Source organism: Sphingomonas sp. FARSPH, assembly GCF_003355005.1.
Classification (GTDB): domain Bacteria; phylum Pseudomonadota; class Alphaproteobacteria; order Sphingomonadales; family Sphingomonadaceae; genus Sphingomonas.
This window is the reverse complement of sequence record NZ_CP029985.1, coordinates 1,990,419-2,010,908: the sequence shown is the minus strand read 5'-3', so window position 1 is coordinate 2,010,908 and position 20,490 is coordinate 1,990,419. Positions and strand designations below refer to the sequence as shown.

The 20,490-nt window shown below is 69.9% G+C and carries 14 protein-coding genes; 8 read left to right on the top strand and 6 right to left on the bottom strand.

The window, feature by feature from the left end:
- Nucleotides 1–74: 74 nt before the first annotated feature.
- The 4 genes from glgX (at nt 75) to treY (ending at nt 8,206) form a co-directional block, all read left to right on the top strand.
- Nucleotides 75–2,177 carry a glycogen debranching protein GlgX gene (gene glgX / locus DM480_RS09545; protein WP_115378611.1) on the top strand — a complete coding sequence of 701 codons (2,103 nt, stop codon included), beginning with the start codon at nt 75–77 and terminating at the stop codon, nt 2,175–2,177.
- Nucleotides 2,174–3,865: a malto-oligosyltrehalose trehalohydrolase gene (gene treZ / locus DM480_RS09540; protein WP_115378610.1), complete on the top strand. Its 1,692-nt coding sequence runs from the start codon at nt 2,174–2,176 to the stop codon at nt 3,863–3,865. The genes glgX and treZ overlap by 4 nt, the downstream gene beginning before the upstream one ends.
- 118 nt (nt 3,866–3,983) lie before the next feature.
- Entirely contained in the window at nt 3,984–5,891 is a 1,908-nt protein-coding gene (gene malQ / locus DM480_RS09535) for a 4-alpha-glucanotransferase (RefSeq protein WP_115378609.1), read from the top strand.
- Entirely contained in the window at nt 5,888–8,206 is a 2,319-nt protein-coding gene (treY, locus tag DM480_RS09530) for a malto-oligosyltrehalose synthase (RefSeq protein ID WP_115378608.1), read from the top strand. Before malQ ends, treY begins: the two co-directional genes overlap by 4 nt.
- A gap of 147 nt (nt 8,207–8,353) precedes the next feature.
- On the opposite strand, the gene pncB is transcribed toward treY, so the two are convergent.
- Nucleotides 8,354–9,658 carry a nicotinate phosphoribosyltransferase gene (pncB, locus tag DM480_RS09525; protein ID WP_115378607.1) on the bottom strand — a complete coding sequence of 435 codons (1,305 nt, stop codon included), beginning with the start codon at nt 9,656–9,658 and terminating at the stop codon, nt 8,354–8,356.
- Between the two features lie 45 nt (nt 9,659–9,703).
- Between pncB and DM480_RS09520 the strand changes: the two genes are divergently transcribed.
- Nucleotides 9,704–11,194 carry a deoxyribodipyrimidine photo-lyase gene (locus DM480_RS09520; RefSeq protein WP_115381109.1) on the top strand — a complete coding sequence of 497 codons (1,491 nt, stop codon included), beginning with the start codon at nt 9,704–9,706 and terminating at the stop codon, nt 11,192–11,194.
- A 117-nt stretch (nt 11,195–11,311) separates the two neighbouring features.
- On the opposite strand, the gene DM480_RS09515 is transcribed toward DM480_RS09520, so the two are convergent.
- Genes DM480_RS09515 through DM480_RS09505 form a run of 3 tightly spaced genes read right to left on the bottom strand, consistent with a single transcriptional unit; the run spans nt 11,312 to nt 14,300 of the window.
- Nucleotides 11,312–12,559 (bottom strand): adenosylmethionine--8-amino-7-oxononanoate transaminase, encoded by a 1,248-nt coding sequence (locus tag DM480_RS09515; RefSeq protein ID WP_115378606.1) that lies wholly within the window; start codon nt 12,557–12,559, stop codon nt 11,312–11,314.
- On the bottom strand, nt 12,556–13,179 hold the full coding sequence (bioD, locus tag DM480_RS09510; protein ID WP_115378605.1) for a dethiobiotin synthase: 624 nt from the start codon (nt 13,177–13,179) through the stop codon (nt 12,556–12,558). Before bioD ends, DM480_RS09515 begins: the two co-directional genes overlap by 4 nt.
- Nucleotides 13,176–14,300: an 8-amino-7-oxononanoate synthase gene (locus DM480_RS09505; protein ID WP_115381107.1), complete on the bottom strand. Its 1,125-nt coding sequence runs from the start codon at nt 14,298–14,300 to the stop codon at nt 13,176–13,178. The genes bioD and DM480_RS09505 overlap by 4 nt, the downstream gene beginning before the upstream one ends.
- A gap of 244 nt (nt 14,301–14,544) precedes the next feature.
- Between DM480_RS09505 and DM480_RS09500 the strand changes: the two genes are divergently transcribed.
- Complete coding sequence (locus DM480_RS09500; protein WP_115378604.1) at nt 14,545–15,450, top strand: DUF4886 domain-containing protein; 906 nt, start codon at nt 14,545–14,547, stop codon at nt 15,448–15,450.
- Between the two features lie 16 nt (nt 15,451–15,466).
- On the opposite strand, the gene DM480_RS18250 is transcribed toward DM480_RS09500, so the two are convergent.
- Together DM480_RS18250 and DM480_RS09485 are read right to left on the bottom strand one after the other, a co-directional pair.
- Nucleotides 15,467–17,449, bottom strand: a complete 1,983-nt coding sequence (locus DM480_RS18250) for a hybrid sensor histidine kinase/response regulator (RefSeq protein ID WP_198665787.1) — start codon at nt 17,447–17,449, stop codon at nt 15,467–15,469.
- 152 nt (nt 17,450–17,601) lie between these two features.
- Entirely contained in the window at nt 17,602–18,264 is a 663-nt protein-coding gene (locus tag DM480_RS09485) for a hypothetical protein (protein ID WP_115378603.1), read from the bottom strand.
- Nucleotides 18,265–18,423: 159 nt separating this feature from the next.
- Here DM480_RS09485 and DM480_RS09480 point away from each other — a divergent pair, with 159 nt between their 5' ends.
- Together DM480_RS09480 and DM480_RS09475 are read left to right on the top strand one after the other, a co-directional pair.
- Entirely contained in the window at nt 18,424–19,098 is a 675-nt protein-coding gene (locus DM480_RS09480) for a response regulator transcription factor (RefSeq protein WP_115378602.1), read from the top strand.
- On the top strand, nt 19,095–20,489 hold the full coding sequence (locus tag DM480_RS09475) for a sensor histidine kinase (protein ID WP_115378601.1): 1,395 nt from the start codon (nt 19,095–19,097) through the stop codon (nt 20,487–20,489). Before DM480_RS09480 ends, DM480_RS09475 begins: the two co-directional genes overlap by 4 nt.
- The last annotated feature ends 1 nt before the right edge of the window (nt 20,490 follow it).

The window sequence follows — 20,490 nt, the reverse complement described above, 5'->3', positions numbered from 1 at the left end:
TCTCGATCAAGCGGGCGGGACCCTCCATGCTGCACCTGCGTTAGGGCGGCATAATCAGAAGGGGTCAATCGACGGTGCAATCCTTGCCGAACCGGCTCGAGCCGGGCTCGCCCTACCCGCTTGGCGCGACCTTCGACGGGCTGGGCGTCAATTTCGCGGTCTTTTCCGCCAACGCCGACGCCATCGAGCTCTGCCTGTTCGACCCGTCGGGCAAGCGCGAGGTCGGACGGATCGCCTTGCCCGAATGTACCGACGAAGTGTTCCACGGTTACCTGCCGGATGCGGAGCCGGGCCTGCTCTACGGCTATCGCGCGCACGGCCGCTACGCGCCGGAGGAAGGGCATCGGTTCAACCCGAACAAGCTGCTGCTCGACCCCTATGCGCGCAAGCTCGCCGGGCAGATCCGGTGGACCGACGCGCTCCACGGCTACAAGGTCGGCCATGCGAAGGAGGATCTGTCCTTCGACAAGCGCGACAGCGCGCCCGCGATGCCCAAGGCGGTCGTCGTCGACGATCATTGGGACTGGTCGCGCGACCGGCGGCCCAACACGCCTTGGTCGGAAACGGTGATCTACGAGGCGCACGTCAAGGGGCTGACCAAGCTGATGGAGCTGGTCCCCGCACGCGAACGCGGCACATACGCCGCGCTCGGCCATCCCGCGGTGATCGCGCATCTGAAGCGGATCGGCGTCACCGCGCTGGAGCTGATGCCGATCCACGCCTTTACCCAGGACCGGTTCCTGCAGGAAAAGGGGCTGAAGAACTACTGGGGCTACAACACGCTCGGTTTCTTTGCGCCCGAGCAGGCCTATATGGCGTCGGACCATCAGGACGAGCTGCGCCGTGCGGTCCACCGCCTGCACAAGGCGGGAATCGAAGTTATCCTCGACGTCGTCTACAACCACACGTGCGAGGGCAGCGAGAAGGGCCCGACGCTGTCGTGGCGCGGGCTGGACAATGCGAGCTATTACCGGCTGGTCAAGGATCAGCCGCGCTATGCGATCAACGACACCGGCACGGGCAATACGCTCAACCTCAGCAAGGCGCGCGTCATCCAGATGGTCGCGGATTCGCTGCGCTACTGGGCGACGAGCTTCGGGATCGACGGTTTCCGTTTCGACCTGGGGCTGACTCTGGGGCGCGAGGATGACGGCTTCGACCCCGGCGCCGCCTTTTTCGACGTGGTGCGGCAGGATCCGGTGCTCGGCCGCCTCAAATTGATGGGCGAGCCCTGGGATGTCGGGCCGGGCGGTTACCAGCTCGGCAACTTCCCGCCCGGCTTCGCCGAATGGAACGACAAATATCGCGACACGGTGCGCCGCTTCTGGCGCGGCGATCCGGGTCAGCGCGGCGACCTGGCGGCACGATTGTCGGGATCGGGCGACCTGTTCGACCGGCGCGCGCGGCGGCCATGGGCGAGCATCAACATGCTCGCCGCGCACGACGGCTACACGCTCGCGGACACCGTCATGTACGAAGAGCGGCACAACGAGGCGAACAAGGAAGACAATCGCGACGGCCATTCGGAAAATTATTCGCGCAACTGGGGCGCGGAAGGGCCCACCGACGATCCCGCGATCAACGATGCGCGCGGGCGCGTGATGCGGTCGATGCTAACGACGCTGCTCGCCTCGCTCGGCACGCCGATGCTGGTCGCGGGCGACGAATTCGGCCGCACGCAGCAGGGCAACAACAATGCCTATTGCCAGGACAATGCGATCAGCTGGCTCGACTGGGACGCCGCCGCGTCCGAGGAGGGGCAGCGCCAGATCGATTATGTCGCGCGGCTGACCGAATTGCGCCGCCGCTACCCCGTGCTGCGTGCCGCGACCTTCCTGTACGGACAGGATTCGCCGGGCCACGGCATCAACGACATCGAATGGTGGGACGAGCGCGGGCAGCAACTCACCCCGGAAGATTGGGACAATCCCGATGGGCGGGCGCTGATGATGCGCCGCGCGACCCGCAACGACGCGGGCGAGCTGGAGGCGGTGTCGCTGTTGGTCAACGGATCGGCCGAGCCGCTCACCTTCCGCCTGCCGCCACCCCATGCGACACGGATCGTCCTGATCGACAGCGCGAAGCCCAAGCAGGGCGAGGTCGCGATCGGCGACGACTATGAGGTCGCGCCGCAGGGGGCGGTGCTGCTGACCTGGACGGGAGCGCTGGAGGCGTGAGATGGGGACCCCAGCCGCTGGGCGGCGATCGCACGCGCTTTGCGCTCTGGGCGCCCGACCGCGATACGGTGACGCTGGAGATCGACGGCGGCGATACCGTGGCGATGACGCGACTGGATGCCGGCTGGTTCGCGGCGGAGGCGTGCGCGCCGGCGGGCAGCCGCTATCGCTTCCGGCTGGACGCGGACACCGCCGTCCCTGACCCGGCGTCGCGCGCGCAGGCGGACGGCGTCCATGGCTGGAGCCTGGTTATCGACCCCGCCTACGCATGGCGGCATGCCGACTGGCGCGGTCGGCCGTGGGCGCAAACGGTGCTGCTCGAAGTGCATGCGGGAACGCTCGGCGGCTTTCGCGGCGTCATGGCGCAGCTCGCCGACTGGGCGGCGCTCGGCATCACCGCGATCGAGCTGATGCCGGTCAACGCGTTCGGGGGACAGCGCAACTGGGGCTATGACGGCGTGCTGCCCTATGCCGTCGCCGAAAGCTACGGCACGCCCGACGACCTCCGGGCGCTCGTCGATGCAGCGCACGGCCACGGCCTGTCGGTGTTCCTCGACGTCGTCTACAACCACTTCGGCCCTGATGGAAATTACCTGAACGCCTACGCAAAGGCGTTTTTCGACGCCCACGTACACACCCCCTGGGGCGGCGCGGTCGCGGTCGACCAGCCGGCGGTGCGTCGCTTCTTCGTCGACAATGCCCTGATGTGGCTCGACGACTATCGCGTCGACGGGCTGCGCTTCGACGCGGTGCACGCCATCGCCAACGACGCCTTCCTCGACGCGATGGCGCGCGAAATCCGGGCTGCACTTCCCGACCGTCACGTCCATCTGGTGCTCGAAAACGAGCGAAACGACGCCGACCGCCTGCGCGAGGGCGCGTTCGATGCGCAGTGGAACGACGATTTCCACAACGTGCTCCATGTGCTGCTGACCGGCGAAACCAGCGCCTATTACGCGGATTTCGCCGACCGGCCCGCGGCGCGTTTGGCGCGTTGTCTCGCCGAAGGGTTCATCTATCAGGGCGAAGGATCGGCGAATCACGACGGCAAGCCGCGTGGCACGCCGAGCGCGCATCTGTCGCCGACGCGGTTCGTGTCGTTCCTGCAGAACCACGACCAGGTCGGCAATCGCGCGATGGGCGATCGGCTGATCCGGCTGACGGATGCCGCCAAGCTCCGCGCGGCGACCGCGTTGCTGCTGCTGTGCCCGCACATCCCCATGCTGTTCATGGGAGAGCCGGAGGGGAGCGAGACGCCGTTCCTGTTCTTCACCGATTTCCACGACGATCTCGCCGACGCGGTGCGCGAAGGGCGGCGCAGGGAATTCGCCAAGTTCGATGCTTTTGCCGACGAGGCGGCACGTGCGCGCATTCCCGATCCCAACGCTCCCGCGACCTTCGAAGCATCGCGTCCGCAGCCCGGGCCGGATGCCGACCGCTGGCGGACGTTGTACCGCGATCTTCTCGCGCTGCGGGCGGCGTATATCGCACCGCACCTCGACGACGCGACATCGCTGGGTGCGGAGGCGACCGGCGACGCGGCGGTGATGGCGCGCTGGCGGCTTGGCGATGGCGCCGTGCTGACGATCGCGGTCGACCTCGGCGAGACGCCGGCGTCCCTGCCCGGTGCCGAGGGCGAGTTGCTCCACGCCGAGGATGAGCGGTTCGCGGCATGGATCGCCCGGTGACCCGGCGGATCCGTCACGCCGGGCCAGGTTCGGTATCCGCGGTGCCGCAGGCGCCTGAGCGGTGGCATCTGCGGACCGGCGAAAGGCTTAATCGGTCAGGCATGATAGGCGGGTCGCTATGACGGATCTTCACGATCGTGCCGCGGCGGTCGGCCTGTGCCGCACGTGGGAGGATGCCGACGGCCGGCACCATATCGTCGCGGACAGAACGCTGGACGCGATCCTCGCGACGCTCGACACCCGCAGCGGCGAACGGACGTTCGTCAGCGCCGATGTCGGCACGCCCGTGCATCTGGGCGATGGTAGCGACGGCGCGGCGACACTGACGTTCGAGGATGGCGACACACATGCCGTCGCGGTCGCGGGCGGCCTGCTCGCGCCGATCGATCGGCCGGGATACCACACGCTGCGCATCGGCGACCGGGTGATCGACCTTGCCATCGCGCCACCACGCTGCCGGGCGCTGCCGCCGGGACGGCTATGGGGTGCCGCGGTGCAGATCCCCGCGCTGCGTGGCGATGGCCAGACGGCCTATGGTGATCTCGGCACGCTCGCGGACGCGGCGCGCGCCTTCGGAGCGGCGGGAGCAGCGGCGCTGGCGATCAGCCCGACGCATGCGCTGTTTCCGGCGGACGCGACGCGCTTCAGTCCGTATGCCCCCTCCTCGCGGCTATTTCACCACGCGTTGCTCGCCGAGCCGGCGCTGGTCGGCGTCGCGGCGCCGGGCGATGCCCCGGCGCTGATCGACTGGGCACAGGCACTGCCCGCAAGGCTGGCGATGCTGCGCCACGCGTTCGAGGCGGCCTCGCCGGACGTGCACGCGCGGGTCGCGGCGGCGCGCCGCGAGCGCGCCGAACTGGAAGCGCAGGCGCGGTTCGACGCGCTGCACGCGCATTTCTTTGCGCAGGGCGGCGCGAAGGGATGGCAGGACTGGCCCGCCGCCTTCCACGACCCCGCCGGTCCAGCCGTCGCACGCTTCGCCGCAGAGCAGAACGACGCCGTCACCTTCTACGCCTTCCTGCAATGGCTGAGCGCAGAAAGCCTCGCGCGCGCGCAGCAGGCGGCGCGTGATGCGGGGATGCGCGTCGGCCTGATCGCGGATCTCGCGGTCGGCATGGACGCGGGCGGAGCGCAGGCGTGGAGCCGGCGCGGCGATCTGCTCACCGGCCTGTCGATCGGTGCGCCGCCCGATCCGCTGGGCCCCCAGGGGCAGAATTGGGGCATAACCGCTTTGTGCCCGTTCGCGATGCGCCGCACCGGGTTCGACGCGTTCATCCGCACCGTTCGCGCGACCTTGTGCCATGCCGGCGGTATCCGCATCGACCATGCGTTGGGGCTGAAGCGCCTCTGGGTCATCCCCGATGGCGGCACCGCGGCGGACGGCGCCTATCTGTCGATGCCGTTCGACGACCTGCTGCGTATCCTCGCGATCGAATCGCATCGCGCCGACGCGGTCGTCATCGGCGAGGATCTGGGCACCGTGCCCCCCGGCTTTCGCGAAGCGATGGCGGCGCGCACGATCTACGGCATGCGCGTGCTGCCGTTCGAGCGCGCGGCGGACGGCGCCTTCACCGACCCGGCCGGTTGGGACGCCTGCGCGGTCGCGATGACGGGGACGCACGACACGCCGACGCTGGCGGGCTGGTGGACGGGGCGCGACATCACCTGGGCGCACAAGCTGAAGCGGAGTGACGGCGACGAGGGGGCCGAGCGCGTCCGCCGCATCGGCGATCGCAAGAAATTGTGGACTGCCGCGACCGCGGCGGGCGTGGCGACGGGGCCGATGCCCAACGATCCCGCCCCGGCGGTGGACGCCGCGCTGGCACTGACGACCACTGCCGCCTGTCCGCTGCTGATCGTGCCGATCGAGGATCTGGTCGGGTTGGAGGAACAGCCCAATCTGCCCGGCACGACCGACGAACATCCCAACTGGCGCCGTCGCCTGCCCGATACGACCGCGGCGCTGCTTGCCCGGCCAGAGGTCGCGCGGCGAACCGCCCTTCTTTCCGAAAGCCGTCCCGCATGACGCCGCGCGCCACCTATCGCTTTCAGTTTCACAAAGGTTTCGGCTTCGCGGACGCCGAGCGCCTGCTCCCCTATCTCGATGCGCTGGGGATCAGCCATGTCTACGCGTCGCCGATCACCGTCGCAGCGGCGGGATCGATGCACGGATACGACGTGGTCGACCCGACGCGGATCAATCCGGAACTGGGCGGCGAAGAGGCGTTCCGCGCGCTGGCGACCGCGGCGAAGGCACGCGGGATGGGCATCGTCATCGACATCGTGCCCAACCACATGGGCGTCGCGGGCGGCAACGCCTGGTGGAACGACGTGCTGGCCAAGGGCCAGGCGAGCGAGCATGCCGCGGTGTTCGACATCGACTGGCGCGAGAGGATCGTGCTGCCCGTGCTCGGCGCGCCGCTGTCACAGGTGCTCGCCGACGGCGACCTGACGCTGTCGCGCGACGGCGGGCGCTGGGTCCTCGTCGCCTATGGCGAACATCGCTTCCCGATCCGCGATGCGGACCAGGCGGCGGCGGATCGCATGCCACTCGCCGAACTGCTCGACCGCCAGCATTACCGGCTGGCATCATGGCGCGTCGCCAATGACGAGCTCAACTGGCGGCGCTTCTTCACCGTCAACGACCTCGCCGGCGTGCGGATCGAGGACCCGGCGGTGTTCGCCAAGACGCACGCGCTCTATTTCCGGCTGCACGACGAGGGGCTGATCGACGGCGTGCGCGTCGACCATGTCGACGGGCTGACCGATCCGATCGGCTATTGCCAGTCGCTGCGCGCGCGGCTCGGCCCCGACGCCTGGATCGTCATCGAGAAGATCCTGGGCGTCGGCGAGCCGCAGCCGGTCGGCTGGGGCGTCGACGGCACCAGCGGCTACGACTTCATGGAACAGGTGAGCACGTTGCTCCACGATCCCGCGGGTGCGCTCGCACTTGCCGAAGCGTGGGACCGGATCAGCCGACGCGGCGAATTCTTCGCGGTCGAGGAGTTCGAGGCGCGGCAGGACATGCTGTCGTGGCAGTTCGCGGGCCAGCTCGACGGCTGCATCGCCGCCTTCGCCGCGCTGGCGACATCGAGCGCGGAGGGCGACGGGATCACGCGCGCGATGCTGCGCCGTGCGATCGAGCGACTGCTGTGGGTGTTCCCGGTCTACCGCACATACGGCACCGGCGATGCGGCGCCGGCGCAGGATGCACGGACGCGCGCGATCGTCCGCGAGCGGGTCGAGGGATTGATCCCGCCGGGAGAGGATGCGGTCACCGACCTGGTTCTGGCGTGGCTGGCGGGCGACGGCCCCGGTGACACCGCGCTCGCCGCGGAGGCGGTCCGCCGTTTCCAGCAATTGTCCGCACCGATCGCCGCGAAGGCGGTCGAGGACACCGCTTTTTACCGCTACGGCCGCCTGATCAGTCGTAACGATGTCGGCGCCGACGCGGAAACGCTCGGGATATCGCTCGACGCATTTCACGAGGCGATGCACGAGCGGGCGCGCCACGTGCCGCATGCGATGCTGACGACCGCGACGCACGACCACAAGCGCGGCGAGGACATGCGCGCGCGGCTCGCCGTGCTCAGCACCGATCCTGCGACATGGGTTGGCCACGCCGATCGCTGGATGCGGCTGCACGCGGATCACGAGGTGGTGGCGGACGACCGCTACATGCTGTTGCAGACGCTGGTCGGCGTGTGGCCCGTAGACGGCGCAGCGGACGACCTGGCCGAGCGGGTCAAGGCGTGGCAGCAAAAGGCGCTGCGCGAAGGCAAGCTGCGCTCGTCGTGGGAGGCGCCCGACGAAGCCTATGAGGAGGAAGCGGCGGGGCTGGTCGACGATTTGCTCGCCGATGCCGCGTTCGTGCAGGAACTGGCGGACTATGTCGCCGCGCTCGCGCCGGCGGCGCGCGCGAACACGATCGTCCAGACGCTATTGCGCTACACTGTGCCGGGCGTGCCGGACCTATACCAGGGCACCGAGCTCACCGACCTCAGCCTGGTCGATCCGGACAATCGCCGACCGGTGGATTACGCCATGCGCGAGCGGTTGCTCGCCGAAGGCATGCCGGCCAAGATGCAGCTGATCGCCGACCTGCTGGCGCTGCGGCGTGCGGACCCGACGGTGTTCACCGACGGCGACTATCGGCCCGTCGAGGTCACCGGCAGCGACCGGATCGTGGCGTTCGAGCGGCGGGCTGGCGGCCGCACGCTGAAGGTCGCGGCGTTGATCCGCGGCGTCGACGTTCCCGACGCGACGGTCCAGTTCGCGGACGGCGAGCGGGCGGCAATCGTGCTGTTCGCCGACCGGCCAATATGGTTCGAGATCGCGTAACCTCCTACCCGCTCCGCGGGGAGGGGGACCGCCCGGCGCAGCCGGGTGGTGGAGGGGCAGCCCAACAGAGCGACGTGCGTGGGCTGCCCCTCCACCACCGCCTTCGGCGGCGGTCCCCCTCCCCTGCATAGCAGGGGAGGACCTGGGTCAGACGCGGACCGCCGCCGGCGCCCTTCCCTCGTCGCCGAAGATACGCAGATACCGTGCGATTTCGGCGGGATCGCCGGTCGCTTTTTCGGGATTGTCCGACAGCTTCACCGCTGGCCGGCCATTCGCGCTCACCACCTTGGCGACGAGCGAAATCGGCTCGAGTCCCGGCAGCCCGTCGGGATCGCAGCCGCGAAAGTCGTTGGTCAGGTTGGTGCCCCAACCGAAGCTCATCCGGACGCGCCCGTGGAAATGGTGATAGACGCGCTCGATACTGTCGACGTCCATGCCGTCCGAGAAGATCAGCAGCTTGGTGCGCGGGTCCTGCCCGTGCTTCTGCCACCAGCAGATGATCCGCTCCCCCGCGGCGATCGGCGGCGCGCTGTCGGGGCGAAAGCCGGTCCAGTCCGCGACCCAGGCGGGCGCATCGCGCAGGAACGCCTCCGTCCCGAACGCATCGGGCAATACGACCAGCAGGTTGCCGGCATAATGCGCCTGCCATTCGGCGAGCACGCGATAGGGCGCGTCGGCGATCGCTTCGTCCGTGCCGGCGAGCGCGGCGAGCACCATCGGCAGTTCGTGCGCATTGGTGCCGATCGCCTCCAGATCGTTGTCCATCGCCAGCAGCACGTTCGACGTGCCGACCATGCGGTTGCCCAGCCCCTCCTTCAACGCCTCGACGCACCAGCGCTGCCACAGGAATCCGTGCCGACGCCGTGTGCCGAAATCCGACAGGACGAGATCGGGCAGGTCGCGCAGCCGCTCCACCTTGTCCCACAGCTTCGCCTTGGCGCGGGCGTAGAGGACGTCGAGCGCGAAGCGGCCCTTGTCGCGTAAGGCGGCGCGCGCGCGCAGCTCGTTGACGATGGCGAGCGCGGGGATTTCCCACATCGTCGTATGCGTCCACGGCCCCTCGAACGTCAGCTCGAACTGCCCGTCGACGGTTTGCAGGTGATAGGACGACAGGCGGAAATCGGCGAGCCAGGCGATGAAGTCCGGCGCGAACATCTGGGCGCGGCCGTAGAAGCTGTTGCCCGCCAGCCAGATCAGTTCCTTCTTGGTGAAACGCAGCGTACGGGCATGATCGAGCTGCGCACGAAGCTCGCCTTCGTCGATCACATCGGCGAGCCGGACCTCAGTCGTCCGGTTGATCAGGCGGAAGGTCGCGGCGACGTCGCCATGCAGATGCCGGATCATCTGCAGCATCAGCAATTTGTAGAAATCGGTGTCGAGCAGGCTGCGCACGATCGGGTCGAGGCGCCAATTATGGTCCCACGTCCGCGTGGCGATGTCGGTTACGGCCATCGCGGCGGATTGCCCGACACCGAACCGCGCGGCAAGCGTTGGGCGATGATGACCGATACCCTTCCCAAGGCGCTGGCCGACTGGCGCGAGGCGCCGCGCGTGCGCGCGATGAACGACCGCGAAGCCCCGGCCAAGGCGGATTACGTGCTGTGCTGGCTGCAACAGGCGCTGCGCGCGCACGACAATCCGGTGATCGACGCCGCGGTACGGCTGGGCAATGCGATGGGGCTGCCGGTGCTGGTCTACCACGGCCTGCGCGAGGATTATCCCTATGCCTCAGACCGGCTGCATCGCTTCATCCTCGGCGCGTCGCGCGACCTCGGCAAAGGATGCCGGCAGCGTGGTCTCGCGTGCGTCCACTATGTCGACCGTTCGGAGAAACGCGAGAAAGGCCTCGTCTACCGCCTCGCCGCGCGGGCCGCCGCGGTGGTGCTGGAGGATCAGCCCGCCTTCGTCGCGCAATGGCAGGCGGAGCGTGTCGCGGACAAGGTCGACCGCCCCGTCTATGCGGTCAACGCCGCCTGCACCGTGCCGCCCGCTGCGCTCGCGCAGGACATCCGCGCGACCAGCGCCTTCCGCCGCCGCCACGAGGCGGTGCGCGAGGATTGGTACGATTGGCACGACGAGGAGCCGGAACGCCCACCGTATGACGGCGCGCTGCCCTACACGCCGGACGACCTCGCCACGATGGACGACGCCGCGCTCGACGCCCTGGTCGCCAGCCTCGCCATCGACCACGATCTGCCCCCCGTTGCGCGCTTCCCCGCGACGCGCGCTGCGGTGACCGAACGGCTGCAGCGGCTCGCCGAGGTCGTGCTGCCGCGCTACGCCGATGCGCGCGGCGATGCCTCACGCGCGGACGGGGCGAGCGAGCTTTCGCCCTATCTCCATTTCGGCATGGTCGGCCCGCGCGAGATCGTCGCGGCGGTGCGCGGCGCGGACGTCTCGGCGGAGAAGCGCGGCAAGTATCTCGACGAACTGCTGACATGGCGCGAGTGGTTCCATTACAAGGCGCGTCGGATGCGCGTGCCGGAAAGCTACGCGCGCCTGCCGGACTGGGCGCGGCGAGAGCTGGCCGAACACGCGCAGGACGAGCGGCCCAACCGCGAAACGCTGCACGCGCTGGTGCATGGCGAAACGGACAACGAAAGCTGGAACGCCTGTCAGAAGCAGTTCCTGCTCGACGGCTGGATGCACAACAACGTGCGCATGTTCTGGGCGAAATGGCTGATCCAGATGACGCCGAGCCCGGAGGAAGGCTGGGCCACCGCCTGCTATCTCAACGACCGGTTCAGCCTGGATGGCCGCGACCCGTCCACCTACGGCAATATCGCCTGGGCCTTCGGCGATTCCGCACCGGGTTACGGGCGGCGGCCGATCTACGGCCTCGTCGCCTATCGCACCGATGCATCGATCCGCAAGCAGAAGGGCGGACCGGCGTGGCTCGCCGAACAGGCGGCGCGCCCGGCGATCAAGGTGCACGTGCCCCGCACGCCCCCGAAGGACCCGTATCTGAGCGAGAAGGTGCCGATCTAAGATGATAAGCCCCTCCCCTTCAGGGGAGGGGTTGGGGTGGGGAACGCCGCACCCGGTCGCTCTGCGAGGCTCCCCCACCCCCTACCCCTCCCCTGATGGGGAGGGGCTAGTCGCCCGCTACACCCCCGCCGCCTCGCCGATGGCGGCGTAGATCGCGTCGAGGTCGTCGTCCTCGATACAATAGGGCGGCATGACGTATACCGTGGTACCGAGCGGGCGGAGCAGCAGGTCGCGCTCGCGGAAGAAGCGCAGCAGCCGGGGTGACCGGTCCGATAGATAACCGCCCTCCCCGCCCGGCAGGTCGACCGCGGCGATCGTGCCGAGCTGACGCGCGTTGGTCACGCCCGGCACCTCCGCCAGCGCTGCAAGCCGCCGCCGATGCGCGTTCGCTAGCGCCGCGATGCGATCGCGCACCGGTTCCTCGCGCCATATGGCAAGGTTCGCCGCCGCCGCGGCGCAGGCGATCGGATTGGCGGTGTAGCTGGACGAATGGAAGAACATGCGGCTGCGATCGGCGGCATAATGCGCCTGGTAGATCGGCTCGATCGCCATCGTCACCGCCAGCGGCACCGCGCCGCCGGTCAGCCCCTTCGACAGGCACAGGATGTCGGGCACGACGTCCGCCTGCTCGCACGCGAGCAACGTGCCGGTGCGGCCCCAACCGGTCATCACCTCATCCGCGACGAACAAAACGCCCGTATTGGCGCACATCTGCCGCATCTCGGCGAGTACGCGCGGCGGATAGGTCAACATGCCGCCCGCCCCGAGGATCAGGGGCTCGACGATCAGTGCGGCGGGACCGTCGCGCAGCGCCGTGGCAAGCGCATCGAGCGTCACCTGCTCGTGTCCCTCCGCCGGGAACGGGATCGTCGCGACGTCGAACAACAACGGCTCGTACGCGCGGTTGAACGCGCCGCGCGCGCCGATCGACATCGCGCCGATCGTATCGCCGTGATAACCGTGTTCGAGCACGAGGATGCGATGGCGCGGTTCGCCGCGGTGCAGCCAGTAACCGAGCGCCATCTTCAACGCGACCTCGACCGCGGTCGACCCCGAATCGGAAAAGAAGACGCGCGTCAGTTCCGGCGGCATGATCGCGCGTAAGCCGTCCGCCACCTCCTGCGCGGGCTGATGCGTCCAACCGGCGAAGATGATCTGGTCCAGCCGCGCTGCCTGCGCCGCGATCGCCGCGACGATGCGCGGGTGGCAATGGCCGTGCGTCGTCACCCACCAGGACGAGATCGCATCGACGATCCGCCGCCCGTCCGCGGTATGCAGCGCAGCGCCCGCGGCGTGCGTCACCATCGGGATCGGCTCGCCGAGGCCATGCTGCGTGAAGGGATGCCAGATCGCGCTGTCGCTCATCGGAACGCCGCCAAGTCGAAATTCACGGCAAAGGCGGCGGCGAGCGTATCGGGGGTCAGCGGGTCGAGCCGCGGCAGACGACCGAGGCGCGCGACACCGCCGATCCGCGCGATAGTCGCCTCGCTGTCCTCTTGCGCCTCGCCGATAAACGCGATGCCGCGGATCGGCACGCCGCGCGCGCGCAATGCCTCGATCGACAACAGGCTGTGGTTGATCGTGCCGAGCCCGGTGCGCGCGACGAGGACGACGGGCGCCTGCCAGCGGGCGAAGACGTCGGCATAGAGCAGGTCGTCGGTGACGGGCACGAGCACGCCGCCCGCGCCCTCCACCACCAGCGGTCCGTTCACGGCGGGCAGCGCGAGGCGCGCCGGGTCGATCGTCACGCCGTCGATCGCCGCGGCGCGGTGCGGCGAGCAGGGCGTGCGCAGGCGATACGCCTCCGGCAGGATCGCCGCGTGGGGCAGGCGCGACAGCCGACGGACACGCTCGCGGTCGGTGCCGTCGTCATCGCCAGCCTGCACCGGCTTCCAATAGGAGGCGCCGAGCGCGCCGGCGAGCGCGGCGGCGAAGACGGTCTTGCCGACGTCGGTGTCGGTGCCGGTGACGATGATAGAGGTCATGCAGGTTCCAGAATCGCAGCGAGAGTATCGGCAAGCGCGTCGATCGCGGCGGCATCGACGTTTAGCGTGATCGACAGGCGCAAGCGGGCGGTGCCGGGCGCGACGGTGGGCGGGCGGATCGCGCGGACGTCAAATCCCGCCGCCTGCAAGGCGGTCGCGCGCGCCACCGCGACGCCGTCCTCCCCCAGGATGACGGGGACGATCTGGGTCCCGGTCGGAGGCACACCGAGCGCCACGAGACGCTTTCCGGCATGGGTGACCAGCGCGGCGAGCGCCGTCTGCCGTTCGGGCTCGTCGGCGAGCATGCGCAAGGCTTCGCGCACCGCGGCGGCGACCAGCGGCGACGGCGCGGTGGAGAAGACGAAACCGCGCCCGCGATTGATCAGGAATTCACGCAGATGCGCGGGCAGGCAGAGCAGCCCGCCCTCGACGCCCAGCGCCTTGCCGCAAGTATGCAGCGTGACGACGTCGTCGCGGTGGTGGAGATGATGCGCGAGGCCGCGCCCTCGTGGCCCGAACACACCGCTCGCATGCGCCTCGTCGATCAGCAGCATCGCGTCGTGCCGGGATGCGATCCGCGCAAGGTCGTCGAGCGGCGCGACGTCGCCGTCCATCGAATAGAGGCTTTCGACCGCGATCCACGGCGTGCCCGTCCCGCCCCGCGCCCGCCAGTCGCGGATCGCGGTATCGAACGCGTCGGCGTCATTGTGTCGGACGGCGAGGCGCGGCGCGCGGCCCAACCGCATGCCGTCGTGTGCGCTGGCGTGTATCCGCTCGTCATGGACTACGATGTCGTCCGGCTGGGGCAACGTCGCGAACAGCGCCTGGTTGGCGGCAAATCCGCTGGCGAAGAACAGCGCCGCCGCGCTGCCGAAATGGCGCGCCGCCTCGACCTCGAGCGCCTCGTGCTCCGGATGGTTGCCGCGCAGCAGCCGCGAGCCGCCCGACCCGACCGCGACGCCGCGCGCCAGGGCCGCCGCGACCGCGGTGCCCAGCCGCGGCGATCCGGCAAGGCCGAGATAATCGTTCGACGCGAAGTCCGCGCCGGCGCGCGGGCGCAGCGACCGTAGCCGGTCGGCGGCGGCAAGGCGGGCAAGGTCGTCGTGGTGAAAGCGGGGCATCGTCACCCGCGCTGATAGCCCCGCTTTTCCGACGCGTCATCGGGCAACGCGTCCGTCTTGCCGCGGGGAAAATCGTGCAGCTTCTCCCGTCCCGCTAGCGGAAGGGGCGAGAGGTGGGCCTTTCCGGGCACGAAAAATCCCGGACAACCGGCAGCAAATCGTTATGAGCCGCCGCCCTTCCGGTTCCTGCGAAAACGCCGTCCACGGTTGTCGCCACCCCGCCCGCTCTGGCAAGGAACATCGCATGATCCGTCTGTTGCCCGCGCTGCTCCTTGCCCTTGCCCCCCTGCCCGCGGCGGCCCGCAGCCAGCAACGCGTCCCGCCACCGCCGGCGGCGCCGACGCAGCGTACGATCCTGTTCATCGGCAACAGCTTCACGCAGGGCGCGCATTCGGCGGTGCGCAACTGGCATGCCGATCGCGTCACCGACCTGACCGGCCAGGGCTATGGCGGCGTGCCCGCCCTGTTCAAGGAATTCACCGAGCAGGCGGGTCTGCGCTACGCGGTCAGTCTGGAGACGCAGGGCGGCCGCAGCCTCGCCTTCCACTATGACGAGCGGCGGCAGCTGTTCGACCGGCCGTGGGACGTCGTCGTGCTACAGGAATACAGCACGCTGGATCGCGAACGGCCCGGCGACCCCGCCAAATACCTGTCGGCGGTCGACCGACTGACCCGACTGTTCCGCGCGCGCAACGTCAACGTCCGCGTCGCACTGACCGCGACCTGGAGCCGCGCCGACCAGACCTATCGCCCCGGCGGCCATTGGTACGGGCGCGGTATCGCCGCGATGGCGGAGGATCTGCAGGCCGCCGCGGTCGCCGCCCGTCGGGCGAGCGGGGCGAACGTCGTCGTGCCCGTCGGCCTTGCCTGGACGCGCGCGATGGCGGACCATGTCGCCGATCCCGATCCGTATGACGGCATCACCTTCGGCCAGGTCAATCTATGGTCGTACGACCAGTATCACGCCAGCATCGCGGGTTATTATCTGGAGGCGCTGATGGTGTTCGGCCAGGTGACCGGCGTCGACCCGCGCACGTTGGGCGCGGGCGAGCGCGCCGCGGACGAACTGGGGCTGTCGCCCGATCTCGCCGTCTCGCTGCAACGCGTCGCCGCCGCGCAGCTGGCGGCGGAGCGCCCGCGCGCCCGCTGACCCAAGCGCGCGCAGCCTACCGGATCGTCAGCCCGCGCATCGTGGCGCGGAGCGCGCTCGACAGCTTTTCCGCCGAATAGGGTTTGTGGAGCAAAGGAAACCCATGCTCCGCATCCTCGGCGAGGACATGGCTGTAGCCCGAGGTCAGGATCACCGGCATGGCGGGCAGCCGCTCCCGGATCGCGCGGGCGAGATCGACACCGCCCATGCCCGGCATGACCACGTCGGAAAAGACGATGTCGAACCCGGCGCCGTCGACATCTAGCGCCTGCAGCGCGAGGTCGCCGTTGGTGACCCAGTGCGGTGCATAGCCAAGATCTTCGAGGATCTGCGAGGCGAAGGCACCGACCTCGACATTGTCCTCGACCACCAGCACGCGGCAGCCGTGGCCGTGCGGGGCGAACGCTGCCGGCGGTCCATGATCCGCCACGATCGGGGCGGCAACCTGCGGCAGATAGAGCGTGAACGTGCTGCCCTGGCCCAGCTTGCTTTCGACGCCGACGTCGCCGCCCGATTGCTTGGCGAAGCCGAACACCTGGCTGAGCCCGAGCCCCGTGCCCTTGCCGACGCCCTTGGTGGTAAAAAAGGGTTCGAAGATCGTCGCGAGATGATGCGGTGCGATGCCGGCGCCGTGATCGACGACGTCGACCGCGACGAATGGCCCCGACACCTCCGCATGACCGCGGATCGCGGGCAGCGCGCGGTCGGCGGCGATGCGCAGGGTGATCGTCCCCGTTCCGTCCATCGCATCGCGCGCATTGACCGCCATGTTGACCAGGGCGGTTTCAAACTGGCTGAGGTCGGCGTGGATGAAACAGGGCGTGGCGGGCAGATCGAGCGCGATATCGACACGCGCGCCGGTCAGCGTGTCGATCATGTCGACGACCTCCCGCAGCTTGGCGCAGGCGTCGAACGTCTCGGGTTTCAGCGCCTGCCGCCGCGCGAACGCGAGCAGCTGGCGCGTCAGCCGCGCCGCGCGATCGACCGTATCGGACACCGCATCCAGATAGCGACGACGCCGCTCGTCGGGCAGGTCGGGGCGGCGCAGCAGATCGACGGACGATCGGATGATCGTCAGCAGGTTGTTGAAATCATGCGCGACGCCTCCGGTCAGCTGGCCGACCGCCTCCATCTTCTGCGACTGGCGCATCGCTTCCTCGACCTGCTCGCGTTCCGCGATCACGGCGGCGACACGCTGTTCGAGCAGGTCGTTCAGCGCCTCGTGCTCCGCCTCCACCTGCTTGCGCGCGGTGATGTCGAGCGACGAGCCGACCAGCCCGATCACCTCACCAGCGGCATTGTACAGCGGCGCCTTGGTCGACAGCCATATCGCGCGCCGACCGTCGGGCAGGTTGACCGCCTCCTCGCATTGCTCGGCAACGCCCGTTTCCATGATGCGGCGGTCGTTCGCCATCACCGCCTCGGCCTGCGCGCGATCGGCGAGGTTCTCGAGGTCGGTGCGCCCGATATAGGTTTCCGGCGGCAGGCCGATCAGCGCGGTCGTACCAGCATTGCCGAGCAGCATCCGCCCCTGCCGGTCCTTGGCATAGACGACGCCGGGCACCGCTTCGATGATCGACGCCGCGAGCGCGTGTGCGCGATCGCGTTCCGCCTCGATCCGCCGCCGCGCCTCGACATCCAGGAGGACGCCGGGAAAGCGCAGGGCCTTGCCGTCGGGGGACAGTTCGACGCGGCCGTTCGCCTCGATCCATCGATACGCGCCGTCGACATGGCGGACGCGATATTGGTGCGCATAGGGTCCGCCGCGACGGATCGCCGCCTTGATCGCGGTGAGCAGGCCGGCCTTGTCGTCGGGATGGACGGTTTCGATGATATCGTCGATGCGGGGGCCGTTTTCGGTCCGGTCGAGCGCGATGCCGAAATCGGCCGCGAATTGCGCGTCGAGCGTGAAGCGGTCGCCGGGCAGGTCCCACATCCACGACCCGATGATCGCGCCGGCGGCGCGGGCGAGTTCGACGCGCTCCGCATCCTCGGACACGTCGGCGTTGTCGCCGTGCCTGCGCCTGTCCGGCGAGCGCCTTTGCGTCGAGCGATCGTCCCCCATGGTCGCGCACCATAGGCCGCGTGGCGACATGCACAACGGCATGACGCCGCCCGGTACGAAACCGGGCGGCGCCTTCCAGGCCCCGATCAGGCTGCGGGGGCGGCAGCCGGTGCGGGGGCAGGAACCGGGGCAGGTGCAGGGGCCGCGGGAGCGCCCGCCTGCCCGGCCGGCGGAGGCGGCGGGGGCACCGCGCCCGGGGGCGGGGGCGGCGGCACGGCGCCGGGTTGCGGCGCAGGCGCCCCGCCGGGGGCGGGCGGCGGGGGCGGCGGCGGGCCATCGGGACGCGGACCACCCGGGCCACGGGGACCGCCGGGACCACCCGGGCCGCCGGGCCCACCGGGCCCGTGCGGCGGCCGACCCGTGGCGTAAGCGCGGCCATTCTGGTCGACCAGATACATCGCGTGGATCGCGCCCTCGTTGTAGCGGCCCTGCGCGGTGATCGTCTGGCCCAGCGACAGCGTCGGTCCGTCGCGCCCTGGCCCGGTGTCGACCAGCACGCGGCCGCTGCCGTCGTCGAGCACGACGCGGTTGCCGAACTGTTCGGCGACCCGGCCGCGGATGGTGGCGATCGGATCGCCCAGTATCGGCGCCGGCATCGTCTTCAGCGACCCGATCCGCACGGGCGGCGCGGCGGCCATCACGCGTTCCGGCGCGACGGCGTGGGTGATGGCGGCGCCCGCACCACCGCCGGCGAGCAGCAATGCCGCGCCGGCCAGCGCGATCCGGGCCTTGGGAGTAACGAAAACCATGTTCAAACCTCCTCTTCGTCTAATGACGAGACGGGGTATAGGCGGCCCATCCACCGACCAGACTGAACCGGATCGTTCAGTTTCGGTTTGGCTTGTGCGCCTAGCGACATCGGCGCGGCGGAGCGGGACGGGACGGGTTGGGTTAGGGGAGACGAAACGGTGCGCATCCTGCTGGTCGAAGACGATGCGGCGCTGGCAAGCGAGATCGCGCGTGCCCTGCGCGCGGAAAACTGCGCGGTCGATGTGGCGCACAATGGCGAGGACGGGCTGCACCTCGGCGATACCGAACGATACGATGCCGCGGTCCTCGACCTGGGCCTGCCCGTCGTCGACGGCCTGTCGGTGCTGGCGGGGTGGCGCAAGGCGGGGCGCGATCTGCCCGTGCTGATCCTGACGGCGCGCGACGCCTGGTCGGAAAAGGTCGCCGGATTCAAGGCAGGCGCAGACGATTATCTGACCAAGCCGTTCCGGATCGAGGAGGTAGTGATGCGACTGCGCGCGCTGGTGCGCCGTGCCGCCGGTCACGCCGCCGCGCGGATCGAATGCGGGCGGATCGGCTATGATACGCAGGTCGGGCATTTCGATCTCGACGGCCTGCCGCTCAAACTCACCGCGTTCGAGTGGCGCGTTCTGTCCGCGCTGATGTTGCGCCGCGACATGGTGGTCGATCGCGGCGAATTGCTGGAGCGCGTGTACGAATATGATGCCGAGGGCGATTCCAACTCGCTCGAGGTGATCGTCGCGCGGCTGCGCCGAAAGATCGGCGCGGAGATGATCGAAACGGTGCGCGGGCGCGGCTATCGTCTGACCTGCGGCGGCGGCGCGGCGGCATGAGCCGGCTGTCGCTGCACGCGCGCCTGCTGCTGATTGCGGTGGCGAGCGGCGTCGCGGCACTCGCCTTCGCCGCGGTCGCGATCGGCGGCGTGTTGGAACGCTTCGTGACGCAGGGGCTCGACGAGCGGCTGGATGCGCAGGTCACCGTATTGGCGCGCGCGATCGATCCGCGCGGGCGGCTCGATCCGGCGCGTGTCGTCGACCTGCCCGGCTTTGCGCAGCCCGGATCGGGCTGGGGATGGCGGGTGCGCACGCCCGCGGGCGAGTGGCGGCTCGGCGCGCGGATCGGCGACGTCGCGACGGGGCGCCAGCCGCCGCATGCCCCGCCCCGCCCGCCCCGCGACATCGCACCGCCGCCGCCCGTCCCGCCACGGCCGGATACGGGCGTGCCGCCGCCTGCCTCACCGATCACGCCGGGCGATGGAACGGACGCGGACGGCGCGCGCATCCATCTGCGGCGGATGACGATGCCCGTTGCGGGCGGCACCGCGGACATCGTCGCCGCCGCGCCGCGCGCACTGGTGCGCCGCCCGATCCGCGCCGCGCTCGGCACGCTCGCGGGGGCGCTCGCCATCCTCGGCATCGGGTTGGCGGCGGCGACCTGGGTGCAGCTCAGGCTGGGGCTGCGGCCGATCCGACGATTGCAGGGCGCGGTGGCCCGCGTGCGCCGCGGCGCGGACAGCGCATTGCCGCTCGACCAGCCGCGCGAGCTGGTGCCGCTCGCCGAGGAGATCAACGCTTTGATCGCCCAAAATGCGGCCGGGCTCGCCAACGCGCGCCACCATGTCGCGAACCTCGCGCACGGGCTCAAGACGCCGCTCGCGACGCTGGCGCTCCGGCTGGAGCGCGAAGGCGCGTCGGCACAGGCGCGCGGACTGGTCGCCGAGCTCGACGGGCGGATCGCGCACCACCTGCGCCGCGCGCGGAGCGCCGCCCCTTCCACGGGCGAACGTGCGCGGACCGCGCTGGCAGCCGTGGCGGACGACGTCGCCGGTGCGCTGCGCCATATTCACGCCGATCGCGCGCTCGACCTGACCGTGGTCGTGCCTGACGACGCGCTCGTCGCGGTGGAGCGGCAGGATCTGGAAGAGATGCTGGGCAATCTGATCGACAATGCCTGTCGTCATGCAGGCTCGCAGGTGCGGATCGCGGCGACGCGGCAGGACGCGGCCTGGACGATCACGATCGCCGACGACGGGCCCGGCCTGCCGCCCGAGGCGCGGACGGCGGCGCTGCAGCCTGGCGTGCGACTGGACGAGCGCGAGCCGGGCTATGGCTTCGGCCTCGGCATCGTCGTGGAACTCGCCGAGCTGTACGGCGGCGCGCTGACGCTGGACGCCGCGGCGATCGGTGGCCTGTGCGCGACACTGACGCTGCCGCGTGCGGCCTAGC